Annotated in this window: 20 protein-coding genes; 12 read left to right on the top strand and 8 right to left on the bottom strand. The window is 66.1% G+C overall.

Annotated features, from left to right (window positions below):
• Nucleotides 1-108 precede the first annotated feature (108 nt).
• Nucleotides 109-495: an SseB family protein gene (locus AC5P9I_RS07440; protein ID WP_130768413.1), complete on the top strand. Its 387-nt coding sequence runs from the start codon at nt 109-111 to the stop codon at nt 493-495.
• Between the two features lie 135 nt (nt 496-630).
• Nucleotides 631-948 (top strand): hypothetical protein, encoded by a 318-nt coding sequence (locus tag AC5P9I_RS07435; protein ID WP_074726558.1) that lies wholly within the window; start codon nt 631-633, stop codon nt 946-948.
• Nucleotides 949-1,077: 129 nt separating this feature from the next.
• Here AC5P9I_RS07435 and AC5P9I_RS07430 read toward each other — a convergent pair whose 3' ends face one another.
• The 3 genes from AC5P9I_RS07430 to AC5P9I_RS07420 all read right to left on the bottom strand — a co-directional run bounded on the left by AC5P9I_RS07430 (nt 1,078) and on the right by AC5P9I_RS07420 (nt 6,737).
• Entirely contained in the window at nt 1,078-4,662 is a 3,585-nt protein-coding gene (locus AC5P9I_RS07430) for an ABC transporter permease subunit (protein ID WP_130768412.1), read from the bottom strand.
• Between the two features lie 12 nt (nt 4,663-4,674).
• Nucleotides 4,675-5,577 (bottom strand): ABC transporter ATP-binding protein, encoded by a 903-nt coding sequence (locus tag AC5P9I_RS07425; protein ID WP_049467373.1) that lies wholly within the window; start codon nt 5,575-5,577, stop codon nt 4,675-4,677.
• 128 nt (nt 5,578-5,705) lie between these two features.
• Nucleotides 5,706-6,737: a LacI family DNA-binding transcriptional regulator gene (locus tag AC5P9I_RS07420; RefSeq protein ID WP_049467371.1), complete on the bottom strand. Its 1,032-nt coding sequence runs from the start codon at nt 6,735-6,737 to the stop codon at nt 5,706-5,708.
• Between the two features lie 291 nt (nt 6,738-7,028).
• On the opposite strand from AC5P9I_RS07420, the gene AC5P9I_RS07415 reads away from it, so the two are divergent.
• The 7 genes from AC5P9I_RS07415 (at nt 7,029) to AC5P9I_RS07385 (ending at nt 13,557) form a co-directional block, all read left to right on the top strand.
• Nucleotides 7,029-7,607 carry a single-stranded DNA-binding protein gene (locus AC5P9I_RS07415; RefSeq protein ID WP_130768411.1) on the top strand — a complete coding sequence of 193 codons (579 nt, stop codon included), beginning with the start codon at nt 7,029-7,031 and terminating at the stop codon, nt 7,605-7,607.
• 399 nt (nt 7,608-8,006) lie between these two features.
• Nucleotides 8,007-8,399 (top strand): tetratricopeptide repeat protein, encoded by a 393-nt coding sequence (locus AC5P9I_RS07410; RefSeq protein ID WP_130768408.1) that lies wholly within the window; start codon nt 8,007-8,009, stop codon nt 8,397-8,399.
• A gap of 232 nt (nt 8,400-8,631) precedes the next feature.
• A complete protein-coding gene (locus tag AC5P9I_RS07405; RefSeq protein WP_160298663.1) occupies nt 8,632-9,177 on the top strand; it encodes an Imm57 family immunity protein in 546 nt (181 codons plus the stop codon).
• A 434-nt stretch (nt 9,178-9,611) separates the two neighbouring features.
• Entirely contained in the window at nt 9,612-10,511 is a 900-nt protein-coding gene (locus AC5P9I_RS07400) for a hydroxypyruvate isomerase family protein (protein ID WP_130768406.1), read from the top strand.
• Between the two features lie 27 nt (nt 10,512-10,538).
• Complete coding sequence (locus AC5P9I_RS07395; protein ID WP_049467361.1) at nt 10,539-12,224, top strand: GMC oxidoreductase; 1,686 nt, start codon at nt 10,539-10,541, stop codon at nt 12,222-12,224.
• Nucleotides 12,224-12,799, top strand: coding sequence for a gluconate 2-dehydrogenase subunit 3 family protein (locus AC5P9I_RS07390; protein WP_130768405.1), 576 nt, complete (start codon nt 12,224-12,226; stop codon nt 12,797-12,799). Before AC5P9I_RS07395 ends, AC5P9I_RS07390 begins: the two co-directional genes overlap by 1 nt.
• The gene (locus AC5P9I_RS07385) at nt 12,799-13,557 is read left to right on the top strand and encodes a 3-keto-disaccharide hydrolase (RefSeq protein WP_130768404.1); all 759 of its coding nucleotides are present in this window, start codon (nt 12,799-12,801) and stop codon (nt 13,555-13,557) included. The genes AC5P9I_RS07390 and AC5P9I_RS07385 overlap by 1 nt, the downstream gene beginning before the upstream one ends.
• A gap of 9 nt (nt 13,558-13,566) precedes the next feature.
• On the opposite strand, the gene AC5P9I_RS07380 is transcribed toward AC5P9I_RS07385, so the two are convergent.
• From AC5P9I_RS07380 to AC5P9I_RS07360, 5 genes are read right to left on the bottom strand one after another with little or no spacing between them, the layout of a single operon-like run.
• Entirely contained in the window at nt 13,567-13,863 is a 297-nt protein-coding gene (locus tag AC5P9I_RS07380; protein WP_053505887.1) for a c-type cytochrome, read from the bottom strand.
• Between the two features lie 30 nt (nt 13,864-13,893).
• Nucleotides 13,894-14,760: a sugar phosphate isomerase/epimerase family protein gene (locus tag AC5P9I_RS07375; protein ID WP_130768466.1), complete on the bottom strand. Its 867-nt coding sequence runs from the start codon at nt 14,758-14,760 to the stop codon at nt 13,894-13,896.
• Between the two features lie 19 nt (nt 14,761-14,779).
• Entirely contained in the window at nt 14,780-15,904 is a 1,125-nt protein-coding gene (locus tag AC5P9I_RS07370; protein WP_130768403.1) for a Gfo/Idh/MocA family protein, read from the bottom strand.
• Nucleotides 15,905-15,916: 12 nt separating this feature from the next.
• The gene (locus AC5P9I_RS07365; protein ID WP_064237861.1) at nt 15,917-17,134 is read right to left on the bottom strand and encodes an MFS transporter; all 1,218 of its coding nucleotides are present in this window, start codon (nt 17,132-17,134) and stop codon (nt 15,917-15,919) included.
• Between the two features lie 27 nt (nt 17,135-17,161).
• Complete coding sequence (locus AC5P9I_RS07360; RefSeq protein WP_130768402.1) at nt 17,162-18,214, bottom strand: sugar phosphate isomerase/epimerase family protein; 1,053 nt, start codon at nt 18,212-18,214, stop codon at nt 17,162-17,164.
• A gap of 95 nt (nt 18,215-18,309) precedes the next feature.
• On the opposite strand from AC5P9I_RS07360, the gene AC5P9I_RS07355 reads away from it, so the two are divergent.
• From AC5P9I_RS07355 to AC5P9I_RS07345, 3 genes are all read left to right on the top strand, one after another.
• Nucleotides 18,310-19,317, top strand: coding sequence for a LacI family DNA-binding transcriptional regulator (locus AC5P9I_RS07355; protein WP_130768401.1), 1,008 nt, complete (start codon nt 18,310-18,312; stop codon nt 19,315-19,317).
• 147 nt (nt 19,318-19,464) lie between these two features.
• Nucleotides 19,465-20,517, top strand: a complete 1,053-nt coding sequence (locus AC5P9I_RS07350; protein ID WP_049467350.1) for a sensor domain-containing diguanylate cyclase — start codon at nt 19,465-19,467, stop codon at nt 20,515-20,517.
• Between the two features lie 116 nt (nt 20,518-20,633).
• The gene (locus AC5P9I_RS07345; protein ID WP_049467349.1) at nt 20,634-21,659 is read left to right on the top strand and encodes an AI-2E family transporter; all 1,026 of its coding nucleotides are present in this window, start codon (nt 20,634-20,636) and stop codon (nt 21,657-21,659) included.
• Nucleotides 21,660-21,749: the final 90 nt, after the last annotated feature.

Genomic DNA, 21,749 nt, shown 5'->3' with positions numbered 1-21,749 from the left:
CCGGCAACCCATGAATCCATGGTCCCTTCAGATGCCGGCCAGCGGCCGGCACTACCGGGGCGACCCTATGCGGCACAATAGGCCCCCCTCACGCCGTGCCGCACCGCCATGACCGACCTCGCCCCGCAGACCCCGATCGAAACCCTGCTGAAGGCGGCGATGGACGGCGCGGTGCCGATCCGCGCCTTCATGCAGGCTTTCGTCGCCTCCGAGGTGGTGCTGCTGACCGGCAGCCTGGTGACCCCCGATGGCAGCGGCTTCGACCCGCTGCTGTTCGACAAGCAGGGCACCCTGCACGTGGCCGTGTTCACCGATCAGTCGCGCGTGGGCATCTACAGCCAGCAGGCCGAACACCAGATCCGCTGGCGGATGCTGGACGTGCTGCGCCGCGTGCCGGGTGGCTACGGCGTGGTGATCAATCCGGGCACTCCGCTGGGCTTCGAGATCTCGCCCAGCGGCGTCGGCGAGATCCTGAAGGACTTCGCCCCGGGTTGATTGTAGAGCCGCGGCCATGCTCGGCTGCCGTTCGCGCAATGCCGGATCCGTCGAGCACGGCGCGACTCTACACAGAGCTTCCCTTCGGGCGCCGTACGTGATCCCCTTGGTCAACACCGGGATCGAGGCGCTGCCATGGAATCGAGGGAATTGCCTGCCGACGCACCGGCACGATCACGCCATTCCCGCTCCGCGCTGGTCTTCCTGATCGCGGCCATTGTCGCCGCGCTGGTGTCCATGCCCGTGCTGCGCGCGGTGGGCATGGTGCTGTGGCCGGTGTTCGTCATTGCCTGGCTGATCAACCTGGGCGCGGCCTGGCATCTGGCCCAGTGGGCGCACCAGCGGGGTCGTTCGGCCTGGGCATTCGGGTTGCCGGCGGCGCTCGGCACCGTCGCCTCGATCGTGGTCTTCGTGCTGCTGGCGTTGCTGGGGCCAAAGCCCCCGGTGCGCTGAACCTTCGCGGCTGTCGTGGACAATGTGCCGAGCATGGCTCGGCACTACAGTAGGGCGAGCCAAGTCAAGCCACTCCAAACCCCGCATGTGTTGCGCGGAGCGCCGGCGCATCGGCCGGCACCCCGTTCCTCACATCGTCACCTTGCGCCGGTTGTCATCGCTCACCCGGTCGATCAGCTTGTTGTACGGGTCAAAGCCCGCTTCATCCGGCTTTTCATCCACCGTCACCGTGATCTTCGGCGCGGCGGTGGTGATGTGGTGGCGCTGCAGGTACAGCACCTTCTGGTCGCGCTCCTTGCCCGACGGCCCGTTGGCGAATACGCCGACCTCGACCCAGTCATCCATCTTCCCGTCACTTTCCTTGCCCTTGCCGTCGGCGTACTGCTTGGCCGCGTGCAGGTCCAGTGTCACGTCGTAGCGGCCATCATCGCGCTTGCGGGCGCTGGCGGCCATCACCCGGTTGTCGTAGAAGCTGATCTTCTCGAACAGGTCGGTGACCAGCTGCTGGCGGTCGGCCGGCGTCTCGGCGCGGATGTAGCCCAGCAGCTCGCGTGAGGTGGTGTACGGCGGCTGCTGGTAGCCCTTGTCCTGCAGGAAGCGCTTCAACGCACGGTTCAGCGCCTGCTCGCCGATCTCCTCGCGCAGGCGGTAGAAGGCCAGCGAACCTTTCTGGTAGTGGATGTACTGCTGGTTTTCCACGCGTTCCAGCGGCTGTTCCTCGATGGCTTCGCCACCGCGGCCGGACAGGTAGCCGTCCAGTTCGCGCTTGAGGAACTGGCGCATGTGCTGGCGGCCGTATTCCTGCTCCATCACCATCAAGGCCGAGTACTGCGACAGCGATTCGGACAGCACGGTCGCGCCCTGCACGTTGGCACCGATCACCTGGTGCGCCCACCACTGGTGCGCGATCTCGTGCGCGGTCACGTAGAACACGTAGTCCACCTTGTCCGGGTCGCGCAGGTCGGCGATGAAACCGATGGCCTCGGAATAGGGGATGGTGTTGGCGAACGACTGCGCGAAGCGGGCATAGCCCGGGAACTCGATGATGCGTACCTGGCGGTGCTGGTACGGGGTGAAGTTCGCCTCGTAATAGGCCAGCGACTTCTGCACCGCCTCGATCATCCGGTCCACGTTGTAGCCGTGCGCCGGATCGAAGTAGACCTCGATCGGGATGTCCTTGTACTTCGCCTTGCGCACCTCCCAGCGTGCCGAGAGATAGGCATAGAAGTTCAGCATCGGCCGGTCCATGGCATAGCTGAAGCAGCGCCGGCCGTTGACCGTGGTCTCGTGCTGCAGGTAGCCCGGGGCCAGCGCCACCTGGTCTGGTGCGGTGCAGACCGTGGTGCGGAAGTCGAGCCAGTCGGCATCGTTGGCAATGTAGGTGTTGGCGCGCGCCGCTTCGTCCTCCAGCCTGGGCATGCGCCGGGGTTCACCCAGGCCGCGCTTGCGCCGCTCGTTGCGATCGGTGATTTCGGCGCCCTCGCTGTAGCCGAACGAGGGCAGCACGCGGCTGTTGAAGAAGGTGCCGTTGTCCACGATGTTGCTCGGCGCCTGACCGGCGGTGATGCCGTTGGGATTCTGCACCACCCGGAAATGCACGTTGCGGGTTTCGCCCGGCTGCAGCGGCTTCTGCAGGCGGTAGATGCGGTAGCCGAGATCGGCATCGCGCAACGACAGCGTCTGCCCACCCAGGTCGACGTCGACCAGCTGCTTGTCATCGCCCATCGAAACATGCACGTCCTGGATCGGCGTGGCATGGGTATTGCGCACCGTCCAGTTCGCATCAATCACCATCGACTGCGATTCCGGGAACAGGTCCACGCGGTTGTCCACTGCCACGATGCGTGGCTGCGGCAGGGCGCGGTACTTCGACAGCTCGCGCTCGTAGCGGGCCTGCAGGTCCAGCTGCTGGTCGGGCGAGATGAACTCGTTGCGGATATTGGTGCTCCAGTACAGCCAGCCGCCCACGCCGGCGAAGGCCAATGCCGCAAGTCCGGCGAAGACGCCGGTCGGGCCGCGCAGGCGGCGGCCGGCCAGGGCCAGGCGCTGGCGCAGGCCCTGGCTGACACCGCGCACCCAGAATGCCGACGCCAGGCACATCAGGGTCAGCAGGAACAGTGCCCAGTAGCCCTGGAATGCCAGCTGCCCCGGCAGGAAGTGGCCGTAGCCGTTCATGTCCGAATAGGGAGCGTTGGGCCAGCCACCGAAGTTGTACAGGTTCTGCGTGTAGTCCAGCATGCCGAGCACGCCCTGGCCGATCATCACCACGATCAGCAGCGCGTAGCCGAGGAACTTGTTGTTGGTGAGCACCTGCAGCACCAGGGCCAGGCCTCCCATCAGGAGGTAGATCACCGAATCCATCGCCAGGCTGCGCAGGTACAGCAGCGGCTCCAGGTGGGTGTAGCCCTTGACCAGCTGCACGCCCATCGCCGCCAGCGCACCGGCGGCCTGGAAGCAGATGATCACTGCCAGCAGCGCGGTGAACTTGGCCAGCAGCGGTACCCAGTTCGGCACCGGCATGGCATCGGTCACTTCGTTGATGCGCGCGCTGCGTTCCTTCCACACCAGCTCACCGGCGAAGAACAGCACGATGATCACCAGCAGCCAGCTGAAAGCGCCCTGCAGGCCCATGATCATCTGCGAGGTGACCGGCCAGATCGAGGTGCCGTACAGGGTCTGCCGGAACAGCGCGTTGGGCAGGAAATTGGCCATGCCCAGCACCAGCAGCACGATGAACGGCACGCTGCGCAGTACACCGCGTGTATCGAAGCGCACCTGGCGCAGGAACTGTTGCCACGCGGTGGTCGCGCTGAACGCCGGAACCACGCGCGGCAACGGGGTGCGGGTGGGCCGAAGCGCTGCGGCGTCGGCAACCGGCTGCGCCTGCCGGCGGCCCCAGCGACGACGGCCGCTGCCGCTGCGCTCGGTGCGGAACAGGGCGAACGTGGCGGCGAACAGCAGCGCCGTCACGCCCAGCCACAGCGCGCGGTTGGCCAGCAGGTAGCCTGCCAGGCCGGGAACGCCGCTGTTGTGCTCGGCGGTGGACCAGTAGCGGATGGTGCGCGACAGGGCGCGCATGCCCAAAGGCTCGCTGAGCACCGCCAGCCAGGTGTTGTCGATGTCGCGCAGCACCGCCGCGCTGGCGCCGAACAGCACCAGGTAGGCCACCAGCCCGATGTAGACCCACAGGATCGAACGCGTGACCGCCGCCAGCAGTGACAGCAGCGCGGTGGTGAACAACAGGTTGGGAATGACGATGACCGCAAAACTCCAGGCATAGCCCTGCCAGCTGATCGGCCCCATGCGCTCGGCGTCCACCCAGGGCATGAACGGTGCCAGCCAGAGCCCGAAAGCGACCAGCAGGTAGAACAGCAGGCCGGTGGCCAGGGCCGCGGCGATGCGCCCGGCCAGGTAGTCGCGGCGTTTCACCGGGCTGGCGAAGATCAATTCGGCGGTGCCCAGTTCGAAGTCACGCAGCAGCGCATTGCTGACGAACAGCGCAGTCACCAGCATGCCGAGCAGGGTGAAGATCCCCAGCATCTGTGCGATCACGGTCGGCGCGTTGCTGTGCACGTTGCCGCTGCCGCCACCGATCTGTACGGCGTCACTGGACGCGGCGGCGAAGGCGAGCAGGGCGAACAGCCCGGCCAGCAGCCACAGCAGGGGCGAGCGCAGCTGCTCGCGCAGCTCGAAACGGAAGAAGTTGAGGATCATGGCGTGCTCCGCTCAGGCTGCCGCGCGGGCACGGGCCTGCAGGCGCAGGCGCTGGAAGTACACGTCCTCGAGGTCGGGGGCCACGGCCGCGAAGCCGTCGCCGGGGTCGTTGGCGCTGTGCACATGGATCACCGGGCGGCCACCGACCAGCCGGGTCGACAGCACCACATGGCGCGCTTCATGCTCGGCCAGCTCCGAAGGATCGACCTGCTTGCGCCAGACCTGGTGCTGCAGGGCGTCGATCGCCTCGCTGGGGCGGCCGCTCAGCAGTACCTGGCCCTTGTTCATGATCGCCATCGTCGGGCACAGGTCGGTCACGTCCTCGACGATATGGGTGGACAGGATCACCGCCACGTTCTCGCCGATCGCGGCCAGCAGGTTGAGGAAGCGGTTGCGTTCCTCCGGGTCGAGGCCGGCAGTGGGCTCGTCGACGATCACCAGCCGTGGGTCACCCAGCAATGCCTGGGCAATGCCGAAGCGCTGGCGCATGCCGCCGGAGTAGGTGCCGAGCTTGCGCTTGCGCGCGTCCCACAGGTTCACCTGCTGCAGCAGCCCATCGACCACTTCGCGGCGCTGCGCGCGCTGGGTCAGTCCCTTGAGCACCGCGAAGTGTTCCAGCAGGTCCAGCGCGCTGACTTTCGGGTACACGCCAAAATCCTGCGGCAGGTAGCCCAGGCGGCGACGCACTGCGTCCTTGTCGCGCAGCACGTCGATCGGTGCCTCGCCCGGAATGCTGAGGACGGCCGTACCGCTGTCGGCTTCCTGCAGGGTGGACAGCGTGCGCATCAGCGAGGACTTGCCAGCGCCGTTGGGCCCAAGCAGGCCGAACATGCCGCGCGGGATGTCCAGGCTGACGTTGTTGAGAGCGTGCACGCCGTTGGCGTAGGTCTTGGACAGCGAATCAATCTTCAGCATGCGACGTACACCTTTCCCTGGACGTTGTCTGCGCGTTATCCGCGCAATCGCCCCGGTCCGCATCCGCCGTTGGTCATGGGGGGGAAATCCCGCCGTCGCGCGTTGGCAGGGACAGCGTCCTGCGCGGCTTACCCGCGCAGGGACGATTCGCGTACCACCAGCTTCACCGGAATGCTCTGGCTGTCCACCGGCTGCCGGCCGATCAGCGCCAGCAGGCGTTCCACCAGCAGCTGCCCGGCCTGCTTGGTGTCCTGCTGTACGGTGGTCAGCGCCGGGGACACCGAAGCCGCCAGCGGGATGTCGTCGAAGCCGGTGACCGCCACGTCCTGCGGTACGCGCAGCCCGGCGTCGCGCAGGGCGCGGATCGCGCCGATGGCGATCAGGTCGCTGGCCGCGCAGATCGCATCGACCGGTTCAGCGCGCGCCAGCAGCGCCTGGCAGGCCTGCTGGCCAGAGGCTTCGGTGGTGATGGCGTCGTGCTGCAGCGCCGGTTCGGCGGCCAGGCCATGTTCCTGCAGGGCCGCGACGTGGCCGCGGTAGCGCTCCTGGAATTCGGGGTAATGGCTGGAGGCATGGCCGAGGAAGGCGATGCGGCGGCAGCCCTGCTGCAACAGGTGGGTGGTGATGTCATGCCCGCCCTGGAAGTTGTCGCTGCCGATCGAGACACCGGGCTGGCCGGGCAGGGCGGCGCCCCAGCGCACGAAATGCGTGCCCTGTTCGACCAGCCGCTGCAGGCGGTCGCGCGATTCGTGGTAGTCGCCGTAGCCGAGCAGGATGATGCCGTCGGCCTTGTTGCTGTCCTCGTAATCGGCCTGCCAGTCGGTGGACAGCTGCTGGAACGAGACCAGCAGGTCCTGCCCATGCAGCGCGCAGGCGCGGGTGATCGAGCCCAGCATCGAATGGAAGAACGGGTTGATCAGCGAGTCGTCGTTGGTCGGGTCCTCGAAGAACAGCAGGGCCAGCGTGCCGGCATTGCGCAGGCGCAGGCTGGAGGCATTCTTGTCGACCTTGTAGTTCAGCTCGCGGGCAATGCGCAGGATGCGCTCACGGGTCTCGGCGTTGACCATCGGGCTGCCACGCAGGGCCCGCGACACCGTGGGCTGTGAGACTCCGGCCAGGTGGGCGATGTCCAGGGAGGTGGCTTTGCCTTTGATCGTCATGTGCGGGCGGAGCGGGCAGGTGGAAGGTGCCCGGGCATGATGCCATGCGCGGACGCGAATGCCCCTCTCAACGTCGGCCTGGGCGCAGGTAAGTCATTGCCGGACAAGGAAATCAGCCTGATCCTTCGGTGCGGTCGGGGTGTCCTGACCGGGCGGATGGCGGCGGCAATGGTAAGATGCGTCGTTCTCGCATTCCCCCAAATTTCACCAGGGGCGGCCCAGCGTACTGCACCCCGCCCGGGGCTGTGCTATCACTGGCGGTCTGCCCCTGGACAACGGACGAAGGTACCTATGGCGCGCGGCATCAACAAAGTCATCCTGGTCGGCAATCTCGGCAACGACCCGGACGTGAAGTACACCCAGGGCGGCATGGCGATCACCCGCATCAGCCTGGCCACCACCAGCGTCCGCAAGGACAAGGATGGCAACCAGCAGGAGCGCACCGAATGGCACCGCGTGGTGTTCTTCGGCAAGCTCGGCGAGATCGCCGGCGAGTACCTGCGCAAGGGCAGCTCGGTCTACGTCGAAGGCAGCCTGCGCTATGACAAGTACACCGGCCAGGACGGCGTGGAGAAGTACTCCACGGACATCATCGCCGATGAAATGCAGATGCTGGGCGGCCGCGGTGAAGGCGGCGGTGGCGGCGGTGGCGGCGGTGGTGGCAACTACGGCGGCGATCGCCCGCAGCGCCAGCAGGCGCCGCGCCAGGAGTACGGTGGCGGTGGCCAGCGTGGCGGCCAGGGCGGCGGCTATGGCAACCAGGGCGGCAACCAGGGCGGGGGTTACGGCAACCAGGGCGGCAACCAGCGCCCGCAGCCGCAGCAGGCGCCGCCGATGGACGACTTCGCTGACGACGACATTCCGTTCTAATTCCTACTTGACGGTTTTAGTGTTGATAGAGGCCCTCATCGTTGCGGATGGGGGCCTTTTTTTCGTTCGGCAGAATCCGGCCGTGATCTAACCTTCTACTTGCGGCAGGGTGTTGATGGATGACTGGCGACACACCATAGCGAATCAGAATGGAGAGCGGCACGGGAAAGCCGTCTGCGCGAGCCCATCGCTGGTGCATGGCTTCGGCGGGTCTTGATACGGCGTGCGAAGGACAGGCATAAGCCTAACGAGCTGGCGCGGGGCTGTTGCACACCGCGTGGACACGGTTACCGCGCGCCTATGCTCGATTGCGGGGCGTCTGGGGTGGGAACTTGGCGCGCTGCATGCTTGGGTGCGTTCCCTATCGGTGTCAGAAGTTAATGAAGCAGAGCGATCTTGATGGATATTAATGAAATTACCAAGATGCTTGAGGCGGGTGACGACAATGGCGCGCGTTACCACCTTTTGAATCTTGTAAAGCGCGATCCTGCTTGTGACGCCGCGTGGTTGTTTCTTGTTGGGATTGGGTTTCGGAGCGATGATGCTGAGTTGTCCCTGTGGGCACTTCGTGGGCTTGAGAAGCTTCGTCCTCACGATGTGTTGGTCGCGTCTGGATTGGTGGATTGCTTGCTTCGGTTGGAGCGATACGAGGAAGTTAAGGAGGTCATTCATGCCTTCTCTAAGATTGCTCGTCCTGGAATGCCCGCTCACGACACGGTCCTTGAAGAGCACCGCAAGGCACTTCAGTTCATTAACGATAGACTTGAGGCTGCAGGTGACGAAGACGAATAGCTGAAGCGTTCGCTAATCGCGAAGCCTTGGATTGATCGGTTACTTTCGCTCGACGTCACGAGTTCTACGCCTTGGTTCGGTTGCTCTCCGAGCCGTGCCTGGCTGGCAGCGTTGTCTTCGATGAGTTTCTCAAGTTTTTGCGCGAGAGTGCTGTTCTTGATTCGCCCCCGAGCAGGCGTGGAGAGTTAAGATGTGCCAGTTTACGCGCCTTTCCGACGTTTCTGGTGAGTCGATGAAAACCACTGCACTGATTTCGTGCTTCGTCTTTTGTGCTCAATTTGGGTCCTCGCTAGCCGCCCGTCCGCTGTCAGAGAGACTCGCGGCGGACATCGAGATGGCCGAACACTCTATTCTTGCCTCGCTGGTGGTGCACAAAAGTTCCGAGAGCAAGTCGCTGTGCTCTCAGACGCCATATGCTTGTGTAGGAGCAGATGGTGCTGAGCTTGGTCTCGCCTTGATAGGGGGCAGCAGGAGTGCTGCCGCTCCTCGGCACTTGGTTGAGCTGTCGCGATTCCGTATGGATGGAGCGCTTTCCGAGGACTACAAGTGCTACCTCGCCGCGCATGGAAATTCAGTGGCTCAGGCTGCGCCGAAGCTGGATGCCAAGAAGCTGGCAGGGCAATGCATGTCCGAATTTGCTGCTTTCAAACGTCGGGCCGGCGCCGCGAAGTTCGACGTGGCGCCCGAGAATATCTGCAACTCAGTGGCGGACATCCAGCGATCCCTGCGTGAAGCTGTCCGACTAGCCAATGCAGGCGGTGAATGTGACGGCTTCTGAGTCGGTCGTCGGAAAGAGCTGATGCGTACGTGATTCGCGAAGCCTTGGCTTGGTTGACTACTGTCGCTCGACGTCACGAGCTATACAGCTCTTCAATCCGCCGGCTCCGAGGCGGTGCTGGGCCCTGGCGGCAGGGTGCACCCGGATGCATAGGGCCAATGCCTTGGCTCGGGGCATCGAAGTTCTACTGACTTTGCTCGCTCGCTTGAGGAAAAAGCCAGTAGATTTCATCTCAGGCGACGGATCTGGTTAGAAAGGAAAGCCCCGCTAATGCGGGGCTTTTCTTTCTGCGCGATGTCGTTGGCATTGTGCCCCGCAGCATTGAATTTTCGTGCACCGCAACTTGCAAGCATCCAGTTTCCTCCTCTATGGTGCAATCGATTGCATTGCTGTGAATGGTTGCGTTTGATACCGGTTGGGAGGCCGGGAGGTGGATGTCCATCCATACGATCAGACCGGTCCCGGCAGGTGGGCTGACACGGCGTGATGCGCTTCGTATCGCTGTCGCTGGAAGCGTGGCCCTGGGTACCACAGTGGGCGCGCGGACTGCATTCGCCACCACTGCACCGCTGAAGGGCAACCTGAAGCATTCCGTCGCACGCTGGACCTTCCCGCAGCTGTCGGTCGCCCAGCTCTGCGCGACGGTGAAGGACATCGGCTTCGCCGCCATCGACCTGGTTGGCCCGGAAGACTGGCCCACGCTGAAGGCCCATGGCGTGTACAGCTCGATGTGCAACGGCGCGGAGCTGGGCCTTATCAAGGGCTTTGCCGGCCGTGAGTTCCACGACCCGCTGGTAGAGCGCTACACGCGGCACATCGATCTGGTGGCCGATGCCGGTTACCGGAATCTCATCTGCTTCTCCGGCAACCGCAACGGCATGGACCCGCATGACGGCATGGCCAATGCCGAGGCCGGCCTCAAGCGCATCCTCGGGCATGCCGAGAAGCGCGGCGTCATGCTGGTGATGGAGCTGCTCAACTCCAAGGTCGATCACCGCGACTACCTGTGCGACCACTCGGCCTGGGGCGTGGAGCTGTGCCAGCGGCTCGGCTCGGACAACTTCGGCCTGCTGTACGACATCTACCACATGCAGATCATGGAGGGCGACATCATCGCCACCATCGGCAAGCATCACGCCTGCTTCAAGCACTACCACACCGCTGGCGTGCCTGGCCGGCATGAGATCGGAGATCAGCAGGAGCTGAACTATGCAGCGATCTGCCGCGCGATCCGCGACACCGGTTTCGAGGGGTATGTGGCGCAGGAGTTCATGCCTGCCGCGCCCGATCCTGTTGGTTCATTGCGCGAGGCGATCCGCCTCTGCGACGTCTGAAACGATATCCACCCAGGTGAGAGACCCATGGCAGATAATCACTACGACGCCATTGTTGTTGGCTCGGGAATCAGTGGCGGCTGGGCAGCGAAGGAGCTGACCGAGAAGGGCCTGAAGGTCCTGATGCTGGAACGCGGGCGCAACATCGAGCACGTCAAGGACTACGTCAACGCGATGAAGGAAGCGTGGGATTTCCCGCATCGCAACCGGCCGACGCAGGCGATGAAGGCCGCGTTCCCGGTGCTGATGCGCGACTACGGCCTGGCCGAGAACCTGGAAGGAATGTGGGCCAACGAGCAGGACTCGCCCTACATCGAGACCAAGCGCTTCGACTGGTTCCGTGGCTACCACGTGGGTGGGCGCTCGCTGATGTGGGGCCGGCAGAGCTATCGGTTTTCCGACCTGGACTTCGAAGCCAACCTCAAGGATGGCATTGCCACCGACTGGCCGATCCGCTATGCCGACATCGCGCCGTGGTACGACCATGTGGAGAAGTTCGCCGGCATCGCCGGCACGCGCGAAGGACTGGACGTGCTCCCGGACGGCGAGTTCCTGCCGCCGATCCCGTTGAACATCGTCGAGAAGGACGTGGCCGCTCGGATCAAGAAGGCCTTTGGCGGAACGCGGCACATGATCCACTCGCGCACGGCCAACATCACCCAGCCGATGCCCGAGCAGGGGCGCGTGAACTGCCAGTACCGCAACAAGTGCATCCTGGGCTGTCCCTTCGGTGCCTACTTCTCGACCCAGTCGGCGACGCTGCCGGCGGCGATGAAGACCGGCAACCTGACGCTGCGGCCGTTCTCGATCGTCAAGGAAGTGCTCTACGACAAGGACCGCAAGCGTGCGCGTGGCGTGGAGGTGATCGACGCCGAAACCGGGCAGACCTACCAGTACACCGCCAAGGTCATCTTCCTCAACGCGTCGTCGTTCAACTCCACCTGGCTGCTGATGAATTCGGCGACCGACGTCTGGGACGGGGGACTGGGTTCTTCGTCGGGCGAGCTGGGGCACAACGTGATGGACCATCATTTCGGTGCGGGCGCCTCGGGCCGGGTCGAGGGCTACGAAGACAAGTACTATTTCGGCCGCCGGCCCTGCGGCTTCTACATTCCGCGTTTCCGCAATGTCGCGTCCGACAAGCGCGGCTACCTGCGCGGGTTCGGTTACCAGGGCGGTGCCAGCCGCACCGGCTGGTCGCGCGAGATCGCCGAGCTGAACATCGGTGCCGATCTGAAGGAGGCGCTGACGGTGCCGGGTGACTGGCGCATCGGCATGACCGGGTTCGGTGAAATGCTGCCGCACCACGACAATGCGATCCGCCTGGACCGCGACCGCAAGGACAAGTGGGGGCTGCCGGTGCTGGCGATGGATGTGTCCATGCGTGCCAACGAACTGGCGATGCGCAAGGACATGGCCGCCGATGCCGCCGAGATGCTGGAGGCGGCCGGGGTCAAGGACGTGAAGATGCACGACAACGACTACGCCCCGGGCAAGGGCATCCATGAGATGGGGACCGCGCGCATGGGACGTGATCGGAAGAGTTCGGTATTGAACGCGCACAACCAGGTCTGGGATGCGCCCAACGTCTACGTCACCGACGGTGCCTGCATGACCTCCAGCGCCTGCGTGAACCCCTCGTTGACCTACATGGCGCTGACCGCGCGCGCGGCCGACCATGCGGTGCGCGAACTGAAAGCGGGGAACCTGTGATGGACCGCCGCGAACTGCTGAAGATGATCGTTGCAGCCACCGGTACGGCCATGGTCGGCCTGCCGGCCCTGGTGCATGGCAAGGTTCCGGCAGCCGGGGCGATGCCCGCGTTCTCCGACGCCGATATCGGCATGCTCGACGAGATCGCCGAGACCATCCTGCCACGGACCCGGACACCGGGTGCAAAGGATGCCGGCGCCGGCCTGTTCATGGCGACGTTCGTCAGCGACTGCTACACCGCCCGCCAGCAGGCAGCGTTCCGCACCGGCCTGGCCGACATCAACACGCGCGCAGGCGGTCGTTTCGTGTCGCTCACGCCGGACGCCCGCACCGAACTGCTGCGCCGGCTGGACGCGGAAGCCAGGGCACGCCCTGCCGAGGTGACCGAAACCGGGACGCCCGAAGAGGGCGAGGCCATGCCGCATTACTTCACGATGATCAAGCAGCTGGCCATTTTCGGCTTCTTCACCTCCAAGGTCGGCGCGACCGGAGTGCTGCAGTACGTCGCCGTGCCGGGACGCTACGATGGCGACCTCGCCTATGTCCCTGGTACGCCGGCGTGGGGGACCAGCTGATGGACAACACCAGGATGATCCGCACAGTGCTGGCCACCGTCGGTCTGCTGGCCACGGCATCGGCATCGGCGCAGGACAGTGCCGACGCTGCACGTGACCCGAAGAAGACCGAAGTGTGGACCCCCGTACCCGCTGTCGTGGCCACGCCGCCAGGCAAGGCCCCCTCCGACGCGATCGTGCTGTTCGATGGCAAGGATGTGTCCGCGTGGGAATCGGAGCAGGGCGGACGCGTGCCCTGGAAGGTTGCCGGGGGCGTGATGACGGTCGTTCCGGGCAGCAAGGGCATCCGTACCCGGCAACGCTTCTGCGATGTCCAGCTGCATGTCGAATGGCGTACTCCCGCCGAAACGAAGGGCTTCGACGGCCAGAACCGCGGCAACAGCGGGATCTTCCTGCAGGAACGGTATGAACTGCAGGTGCTCGACAGCTACAACAACCCGACCTATGCCAATGGCCAGGCGGGCTCCATCTACAAGCAGGCCATGCCGCGGGTGAATGCCTCGCGCGCGCCGGGCCAGTGGCAGGCCTACGACATCCTCTGGAAGGCCCCGCGCTTCTCGGCGGGAGGCGGGCTGATTTCGCCTGCGCGCATCACAGTGCTGCACAACGGCGTGCTGGTGCAGGATGACACCGTGCTGGCCGGCAAGACCGAGTACATCGGGGCGCCCTCGTATTCGCCCCATGCCTGTGCGCCGCTCTATCTGCAGGAGCATGACTCCAGGGTCAGCTACCGCAACATCTGGGTGCGCGAGCTGTAGCCCGGTCCGTTACTTCGCCAGGTAGCTGGCGATGTCATCGATCTCCTGCTGCGACAGCTGGGGGAAGGGCGGCATCAGGCCGCCGCCCTTCCTGATCTTGTCCTTGATCTGCGCGGCATCCAGGCGCTTGCTGACATCGGTGAGCGCCGGGAACGCACCCGGCATGCCAGCGCGGTCCGCACCATGGCAGGCGGTGCAGTTGGCGGAGTAGAGCTTCGCCCCGGCGGCAGGGTCGTCCTTGCACCACGCGGCGGTTGCCAGTGTCGTGCCGCACAGAAGCACGGCCAGGGTCAGGATCGGTTTCAGGCGGATGTCCAAGCAAGGCTCCTTTGCGGGTCAGCGCCGCGCACGAGCGGGCTGGCTGAGGGTCAGGTGTTCACGCAGGTAGTCCGCGCCGGTCTGGATGACCTTGCCCGGATCGCGTGGCTGGTCGTGCTCGACGATGTACCACTTCACGTTGGCCGCCGCTGCGGCAGGCAGGATCGCGTTCCAGTCCAGCACGCCCTGGCCCACCGCGGCGAATCCGCCTTCGTCTTCGGCCTGGCCCTTGGGCGCATTGTCCTTGGCATGCACGGCGAACAGGCGGCCGCTGAACTTGCCCAGCATCGCCGCCGGGTCCAGACCCGCACGCGCGACCCAGGCCAGGTCCAGCTCGGTCTGCAGCTCGGGCCCGGCCGCTGCGAACAGCAGCTCCAGTCCGGTCCTGCCTTCGAAGTCGGCCAGCTCGAAGTCGTGGTTGTGATAGGCCAGCTGCATGCCCTTGCCGCGCAGTTGCCTGGCGATCCGGCCCAGGTCCTGGCCAAGCGCGGTCCATCCTGCGGCATCGGCCGGCCGGTCCTTCTGATCCAGGTAGGGCACCACCAGCGTGGTGTTGCCGATCGCGCGGTTGAACGCCACCACGCCATCAAGATTGTTGCGCAGTTCGGTCAACGGGACATGCGACGAAACCGCCTTGATCGCGTAGCGGTCCAGCAACTGCTTCAACGCCTGCGCGCTGACGTTCTGGGTACCGACCGTTTCGACCGCGCGCACGCCCGCGTCGTGGACGATCTTCAGCTGCTGGTCCAGTGAGCCGGCGTTGCGCAGCGTGTACATCTGCACAGCGATGGGTTGCTGCGGAGCTGCTGCGTTCCGCGCGAAGGCGGGCAGGGCAGCGAGCAACAGCACGACAAGGGTTGCAGTTCTACGCACACGGATGTTCATCATGGGGTCCTCCCGGGATTCAACCGATGGCGGTCCAGGCGCGTGACCTGGCCGATGCAATGACACGATCGACGATCTGCGCCGAGCGCAGGCCGTCTTCGAAGGTGGGCAGGCCCTGCGGCCGCTCACCTTCAATGGCGCGGTAGGTGTCGGCGACGAACGCCTCGAAGCACTGGGCGTAGCCCTGCGCGTGCCCGGCCGGCAGCACCGACAGCCGGCGCTGTTCGGCAGTGCCCGCGCCGGGCCCGCGCACGAAGATCTCCTCGCGCTGGTCGGGCAGGCCGATCCACAGCCGCTCGGCATCCTCCTGGTCGAAGGCGACGCTGGCGTTGGCGCCGTCGATTTCGAACCAGAGGCGGTTGCGGCGTCCGGCCGACACCTGGCTGACGGTCAACGACGCCAGCGTACCGGCCCGGGTCCTGAACATCGCGGCCGCCACGTCCTCGCTTGCGACCGCCTGCATTGCGCCCCCTGCGGCCGGTGTGCTGAAACTCTGCGCGCTGATCGCGCCGCGTTCGGCGATCACGGTGGCGAACGCCGCGCTGACCTCGGCGAAGCGTTCGCCGCTGACCCATTCGACCAGATCGCACCAGTGTGAACCGATGTCGGCGAACACGCGCGACGTGCCTCCCAGCGCAGGGTCCACGCGCCAGTTGTTGCTGGCCGGGTCCAGCAGCCAATCCTGCAGGTAGCTGCCATGGATCAGGTGCAACGGCCCCAGCTCACCCTGCGCGATGCGCGCGCGGGCCTCACGCACCACCGGGTGGTAGCGGTAGACGAACGGCACCGTGGCAACCAATCCGGTCGAGGCCGCCAACGCGGCCAGCTCCCGCGCATCCTCCAGCGTGGTCGCCAGCGGCTTCTCGCAGATCACGTGCTTGCCGGCCTCCAGTGCGGCCTGGGCCATGGCACGGTGCAGGTGGTTCGGCGTGCAGACGTGCACGACCTGCACCTGCGGGTCGGCCACCACCTGTTCGATGTCCCGATAGGCGAGCGGAACATTCCACGCCTCCGCCGTGTCGCGTGCACGCTGCAGGGAGGACGCGGCCACGCCACGGATCTGCGCGCCGGCCAGCAGCGCCGCGCGACGATGCACAGCGCCGATCATGCCGGTGCCGATGATAGCGATTCCAAGCTGGGGCATCGGCCGGTCTCCTCAGTGTGTGGATGGTGCGGCCGCAGCCACCGGCCGGTCGCGGAACAGCAGCAGGAAGGCGACCAACACCACCAGCGCGACGCCGGCCGGGAACAGCCAGATCTGTTGCCAGTCCGGGCCTGCGGCGGTGGTGAAGTGCTCGACCACGGCACCGGACAGGAAGGTGCCGATCAACATGCCAACCCCGTAGGTGGCCAGGGTGATGAAGCCCTGCGCGCTGCTGCGCGCTGCTGCGCCAGCATGCGCATCGGTGTAGATCTGGCCGGTAACGAAGAAGAAGTCGTAGCAGATGCCGTGCAGCACGATGCCGATCACCAGCAGCGAGAAACCGCCCCCGGCATCGCCAAAGGCGAACAGGACGTAGCGCACCACCCAGGCCGCCATGCCCACCGCCAGCATGGTCTTCACCCCCAGCCGCACGAACAGGAAGGGCATGGCCAGCATCAGCAGCACCTCGGAGACCTGGCCCAGCGACTGCAGGCCCGCGGCACCGCGCACGCCCAGGTCGTTGAGATAGGGGTTGGTGAAGTTGTAATAGAACGACAGCGGGATGCAGATGGCGATGGAGGCCAGGAAGAACACCAGGTAGGCGCGCGACTTCAGCAGCCGCAGCGAGTCCAGCCCCAGGATCTGCCCCAGCCCGGCGTCGCGCTGCTGTGCCAGTGGCGGTGTGTGTGGCAGGGTGAACGCATACAGCCCGAGCAAAAGCGACGCCAATGCGGCCATGCGGAACGTCAGCTCAAGCCGATGCGCCTGCTCCCACCCCAGCCAGCCGATCAGCACGCCTGCGATGATCCAGCCGATGCTCCCGGCCACGCGTACCAGCGGGAACTGCTTCTCGGGCGACTGCATGTGCCGCATGGCCACGCTGTTGGCCAGTGCCAGGGTCGGCATGAACAGCAGCATGTAGCCCATCACGCAGGCCGAGAACACACTGAAGCTGGTGGCGGTGGACGCCAGCCACATCAGCACCGCGCCGGCCAGGTGCAGCACCGCGAGGATGCGCTGCGCCGCGAAGTAGCGATCCGCGATCAGGCCGACCAGGAACGGCGCCACGATGGCGCCGATGGACTGGCTGAGGAAGGCGGTCGCTACCTGGCTCGCGCTGGCCTGCAGCGGGCCCTGCACCAGGTAGGTGCCGAGGGTGACGAACCACGCCCCCCAGATGAAGAACTGTAGAAACATCATCGCGCCCAGGCGCGACATGGCGTGCGTCATGGCTTGCCCTCCCGGGGCGGTCTTGGCTCAGATTCCCAGCATGCGGTGCAGTGACGCGGCGTCGGTGCCGCTGTCGGCAAAGTCGTCGAAGGCGCGTTCGGTCACGCGGATGAGGTGGTCGCGGATGAAGGCGGCGCCCTCGCGCGCGCCGTCTTCGGGGTGCTTCAGGCAGCACTCCCATTCCAGTACCGCCCAGCCGGGGAAATCGTACTGGGCGAACTTCGAGAAGATCGCCCTGAAGTCGATCTGGCCGTCGCCCAGTGAACGGAAACGGCCTGGACGATCGATCCAGTCCTGGTAGCCGCCATACACGCCGCTGCTCGCGCTGGGACGATACTCCGCGTCCTTGACGTGGAAGATGCCGATGCGCGCGTGGTAGCGGTCGATGAAGCCCAGGTAGTCCATCTGCTGCAGCAGCAGGTGGCTGGGGTCGTACAGGATCTTCGCGCGCGGGTGGTGGTCCACCACTTCGAGGAAGCGTTCAAAGGTCGCGCCGTCGTGCAGGTCCTCGCCGGGGTGGATCTCGAAGCACAGGTCCACGCCGCAGGCGTCGAAGGCATCCAGGATCGGGCGCCAGCGGCGGCCGAGTTCGGCGAAGGCTTCATCCACCAGCCCGGGGGGGCGCTGCGGCCAGGGGTAGAAGTAGGGCCAGGCCAGTGCGCCGGAGAACGTGGCGTGTGCGGTCAGTCCCAGCCGCTGGCTGGCTTTGGCGGCCAACAGCAGCTGCTCCACCGCCCAGGCCTGGCGGGCGGCCGGATCGCCGCGCTTTTCCGGCGGCGCGAACCCGTCGAACAGCGCGTCATAGGCGGGATGGACGGCCACCAGCTGCCCCTGCAGGTGGGTCGACAGTTCGGTGATCTGTACGCCATGCCCGGCCAGCATGCCGGCAATGTCGTCGCAGTACGCCTGGCTGCGGGCGGCCTCGGCCAGGTCGAACAGGTGGGGCGCGGAGGTGGGGACTTGTACGCCAGAATAGCCCAGACCCGCGGCCCATCCGGCCAGCGTGTCCAGCCGATCAAAAGGAGCTGTGTCGCCGATGAACTGCGCCAGGAACAGCGCTGGACCCTTGAGCGTCTTCAACGTGATTCGCCCTCGATGCAATCGATTGCATTATCCTAGCAGGGGCTTACGCAGGACCTGTTGTGCAGTGCACAGCGGGCAGGAGAACTAACGCCATGGCCACCATCTACGACATCGCAAGACACGTCGGCGTGTCCGCCGGTACGGTGTCGCGCGCGCTTTCGCGGCCGGACAAGGTGCTGCCGGCCACCCGCGCGCGGATCGAACAGGCGGCCGCCTCGTTGGGCTATGTGCCCAACACGGTGGCGCGCACGCTCAAGACTCAGCGCAGTGGCAAGATCCTGGTCACTGTCCCGGACATCGCCAATCCGTTCTTCGCGCAGATCCTGCAGGGGGCGGAGGAGGCCGCGCAGGCGGTCGGCTATGCGGTACTGCTGGGCGATACCCAGCATCAACCCGACCGCGAGGAGCGCTACGCGCAGATGCTCAGGCGCAACGAGGCCGACGGCATGATCGTGCTCGGTCATCGCCTGCCGCCCACCGCGCGCGCGATCGTCGAGCAGCGTGGCGCCGCCGCGCCGGTGGTCAACGGGTGCGAGTTCGACCCCGCACTGGGCATCCCCAGCGTCCACATCGACAATGCGGCCGCCGCACGCACCGTGATGGAGCATCTGTACGCGCTGGGACATGAGCGGATCGCCGTGGTCGGCGGGCCGCCCGACAACCCCCTGCACCAGCAACGGCTGGAAGGGGTCCGCGCGGCCGGCAGGGCGCGTGGCCGCCTGCGCCAGCTCAGCATCGTGCCGGGTGACTTTTCCGTGGAGTCCGGGCATGCGGCGGCAATGGCGCTGCTGCACGCCACGCCTGTTCCGACCGCGGTGTTCTGCTTCAGCGACCAGATGGCGCTGGGCACCCTCGCGGCCTGCCGGGACCTGGGCATCCGCGTGCCGGACGACCTGTCCGTCGTCGGCTTCGACGATCTGGCGTCGTCGCGTTACCTCACCCCGCCGTTGACGACCGTCCGCCAGCCCATGCGCGAGATCGGCGAGCGCGCGGTCAACCTGCTGCTCGCGATCATCGATCAGGCCGATGTACCACTTCAGCAGACGCTGGAGTTCAGTTTCATGCTGCGCGGTTCGACGGCGGTGCCCAGGCCCGGGTGAGCGCGGAGCGGGGCGGCGGCGGGCAGCCATCCGGCGGTCGCGGCAGCGTGCAACCTTGATCCCGAATTGACGCCGGGCTGTCAGACTCATCGCAGGCAGCCCGGCAAGGGCCGTAGCAGCAGGTGCGATCGTCCAAGGGGGTCGGCAATGCCGTTCTTCACCGATTCGACGGAAGGCGCGGTCGAAGGCATTGGCGCGGCACGGCGCATTGGCTGGATGCGCTTCGTTGGCAATGGACTGGGGGCGATCCCCATCGCCTCGATCATGCTCGAACGGGGGGACGGCGGACCGGCGTGGAGCCTGCTGCTGCTCAACGCACTGGCGTGGCCGACACTGGCCCTGTTGCTGACCCGGCGCTCCCGCCAGCCGGCAGTCGTCCAGTTCCGCTGCATGGTGGCCGATTCCTTCTTCGGCGGTGGCTGGATCGCGTTCATGGCGCTGAGCGCCGTGCCCAGCGCGCTGTTCGCTGCACTGCTGGTGGCCGACAAGATCGCCGCCGGTGGCGTGCGCCTGGCGATGCGCGCCACGCTGGCGCTGCTGCTGGGCTTCGCGCTCGCCTGGTGGGCGCTCGGGTTTCCGTACCAGCCGGTGACGTCGCAGCGCACGATCGTGCTCAGTGTGCCGTTCCTGTTCGTCTATGGCATCGGCCTCAGCATCCTCAGCTGGCAGCTGGCGCGCCGGGTCAAATCGCAGAACCGCCAGCTGCAGCGGCTCAGCCGGATGGATCCGCTGGTCGAGCTGGCCAACCGTGGATTCCTGATCCTGCGCGCGCAGCAGGCACTGGACCGGGCGCAGGGCCAGGGCGGCTTTGCCTGCCTGCTGATGCTCGATGTGGACGACTTCAAGCGCATCAACGATTCGCATGGCCACCGCGCCGGCGACGAGGTGCTGCGCCATGTCGCGGCGACGTTGCGCACGTTCGCGCGGCCGGGGGATACCCCGGCGCGGCTCGGCGGCGACGAGTTCGTGGTGCTGCTGCACGACTGCGCGCCCGCCGATGCGATGCACGTGGCCGAGCGCGTGCGCCTGCACCTGCTTGAAGCCGCGCGCCAGGCCACGCCGGGCGTGGAATTCAGCGTGAGCATCGGCATTGCCGCCACCCCGCGCGGGGGCAGTGTCGAGGACTGGCTGGCACTGGCCGACCGCGCGCTCTACCACGCCAAGCGGCAGGGCAAGAACACGGCCAGCTACGGCGAATGAGTGCAGCGGGCGGCGGCAGGGCGGCCACCGGATGAACGCGTAATACCCGTTCAGCCTGCACGCCGAATCGGTGGGTCAATCCTCTACCATGGGCCACCCCGCCCGGACGCGCTCCCATGCAAGATGCTCTTGTTGCCCCGCCCAAGCCCCCGATTGCCAGGATCGCGGCCTGGTTGATGATGCTGCTGGGCATGTGGCTGGCGCTGAAACTGGGCCTGGTGGTGACCCTGCTGTCCGGCCTGCTGGTGTTCCAGCTGACCCACGTTCTGGCGTCCACCGTGGAAGGCAGGCTGCCGCCGGGACGGGCACGGGCGATCGCGGTGATCGTGCTGTCGGCGATCATCATCAGCGCGCTGGTGCTGGCCGGGATCGGCGTGGCCTCGTTCTTCCGCAACGAGACCGGCGGCCCGGACGCACTGCTGGCGCGGCTGATGGAGATCCTCAACACCTCGCGGCACCAGGTGCCGGCGCTGCTGCAACCCTACATTCCCGAAGACATGCCAGCGCTGCGCGCGGCGCTGAACGACTGGGCCGCCGAGCATCAGCGCCAGCTGGGCGTGGCCGGTACCTCGGTGGTCCAGGTAGGTGTGCGCGTGCTGATCGGCATGGTGCTCGGCGCCATGATCGCGCTGTATGACGAACTGCCGCTGCCGAAGATGGGCCCGCTGGCGCAGGAGCTGATCGGGCGCACCAGCCGCCTGGCCACCGCCTTCCGCCAGGTGGTGTTCGCGCAGGTGAAGATCTCGCTGCTCAACACCGTGTTCACCGCCATCTTCCTGCTGGGCGTGCTGCCGTTGTTCGGCATGCACCTGCCGCTGTCCAAGACCCTGGTGCTGATCACTTTCCTGGCCGGCCTGCTGCCGGTGGTGGGCAACATCATCTCCAATACCATCATCACCATCGTCGCGCTGTCGGTCTCGTTCTACGTGGCGGTGGCGGCGCTGCTGTACCTGATCGTGATCCACAAGCTCGAGTACTTCCTCAATGCGCGCATCGTCGGTGGCGAGATCCAGGCCCGCGCGTGGGAACTGCTGCTGGCCATGCTGGTGATGGAAGCGGCCTTCGGCCTGCCGGGCCTGGTCGCCGCGCCGGTGTTCTATGCCTACGTGAAGCGCGAACTGGTCGACCAGCGCTGGATCTGACGCGGCTGGGCATGACGCCATTGCCACGATCCGAGTGCCGGCGCGGCCTTGCCGTTGGGTTCGCGGCGGGTGCGCCATACCCACGGGCAC

This window comes from Stenotrophomonas sp. YJH_SMC_29 (genome assembly GCF_059371235.1).
The sequence above is the reverse complement of the archived record's forward strand: the minus strand, read 5'-3'. Positions and strand labels throughout refer to the sequence as shown.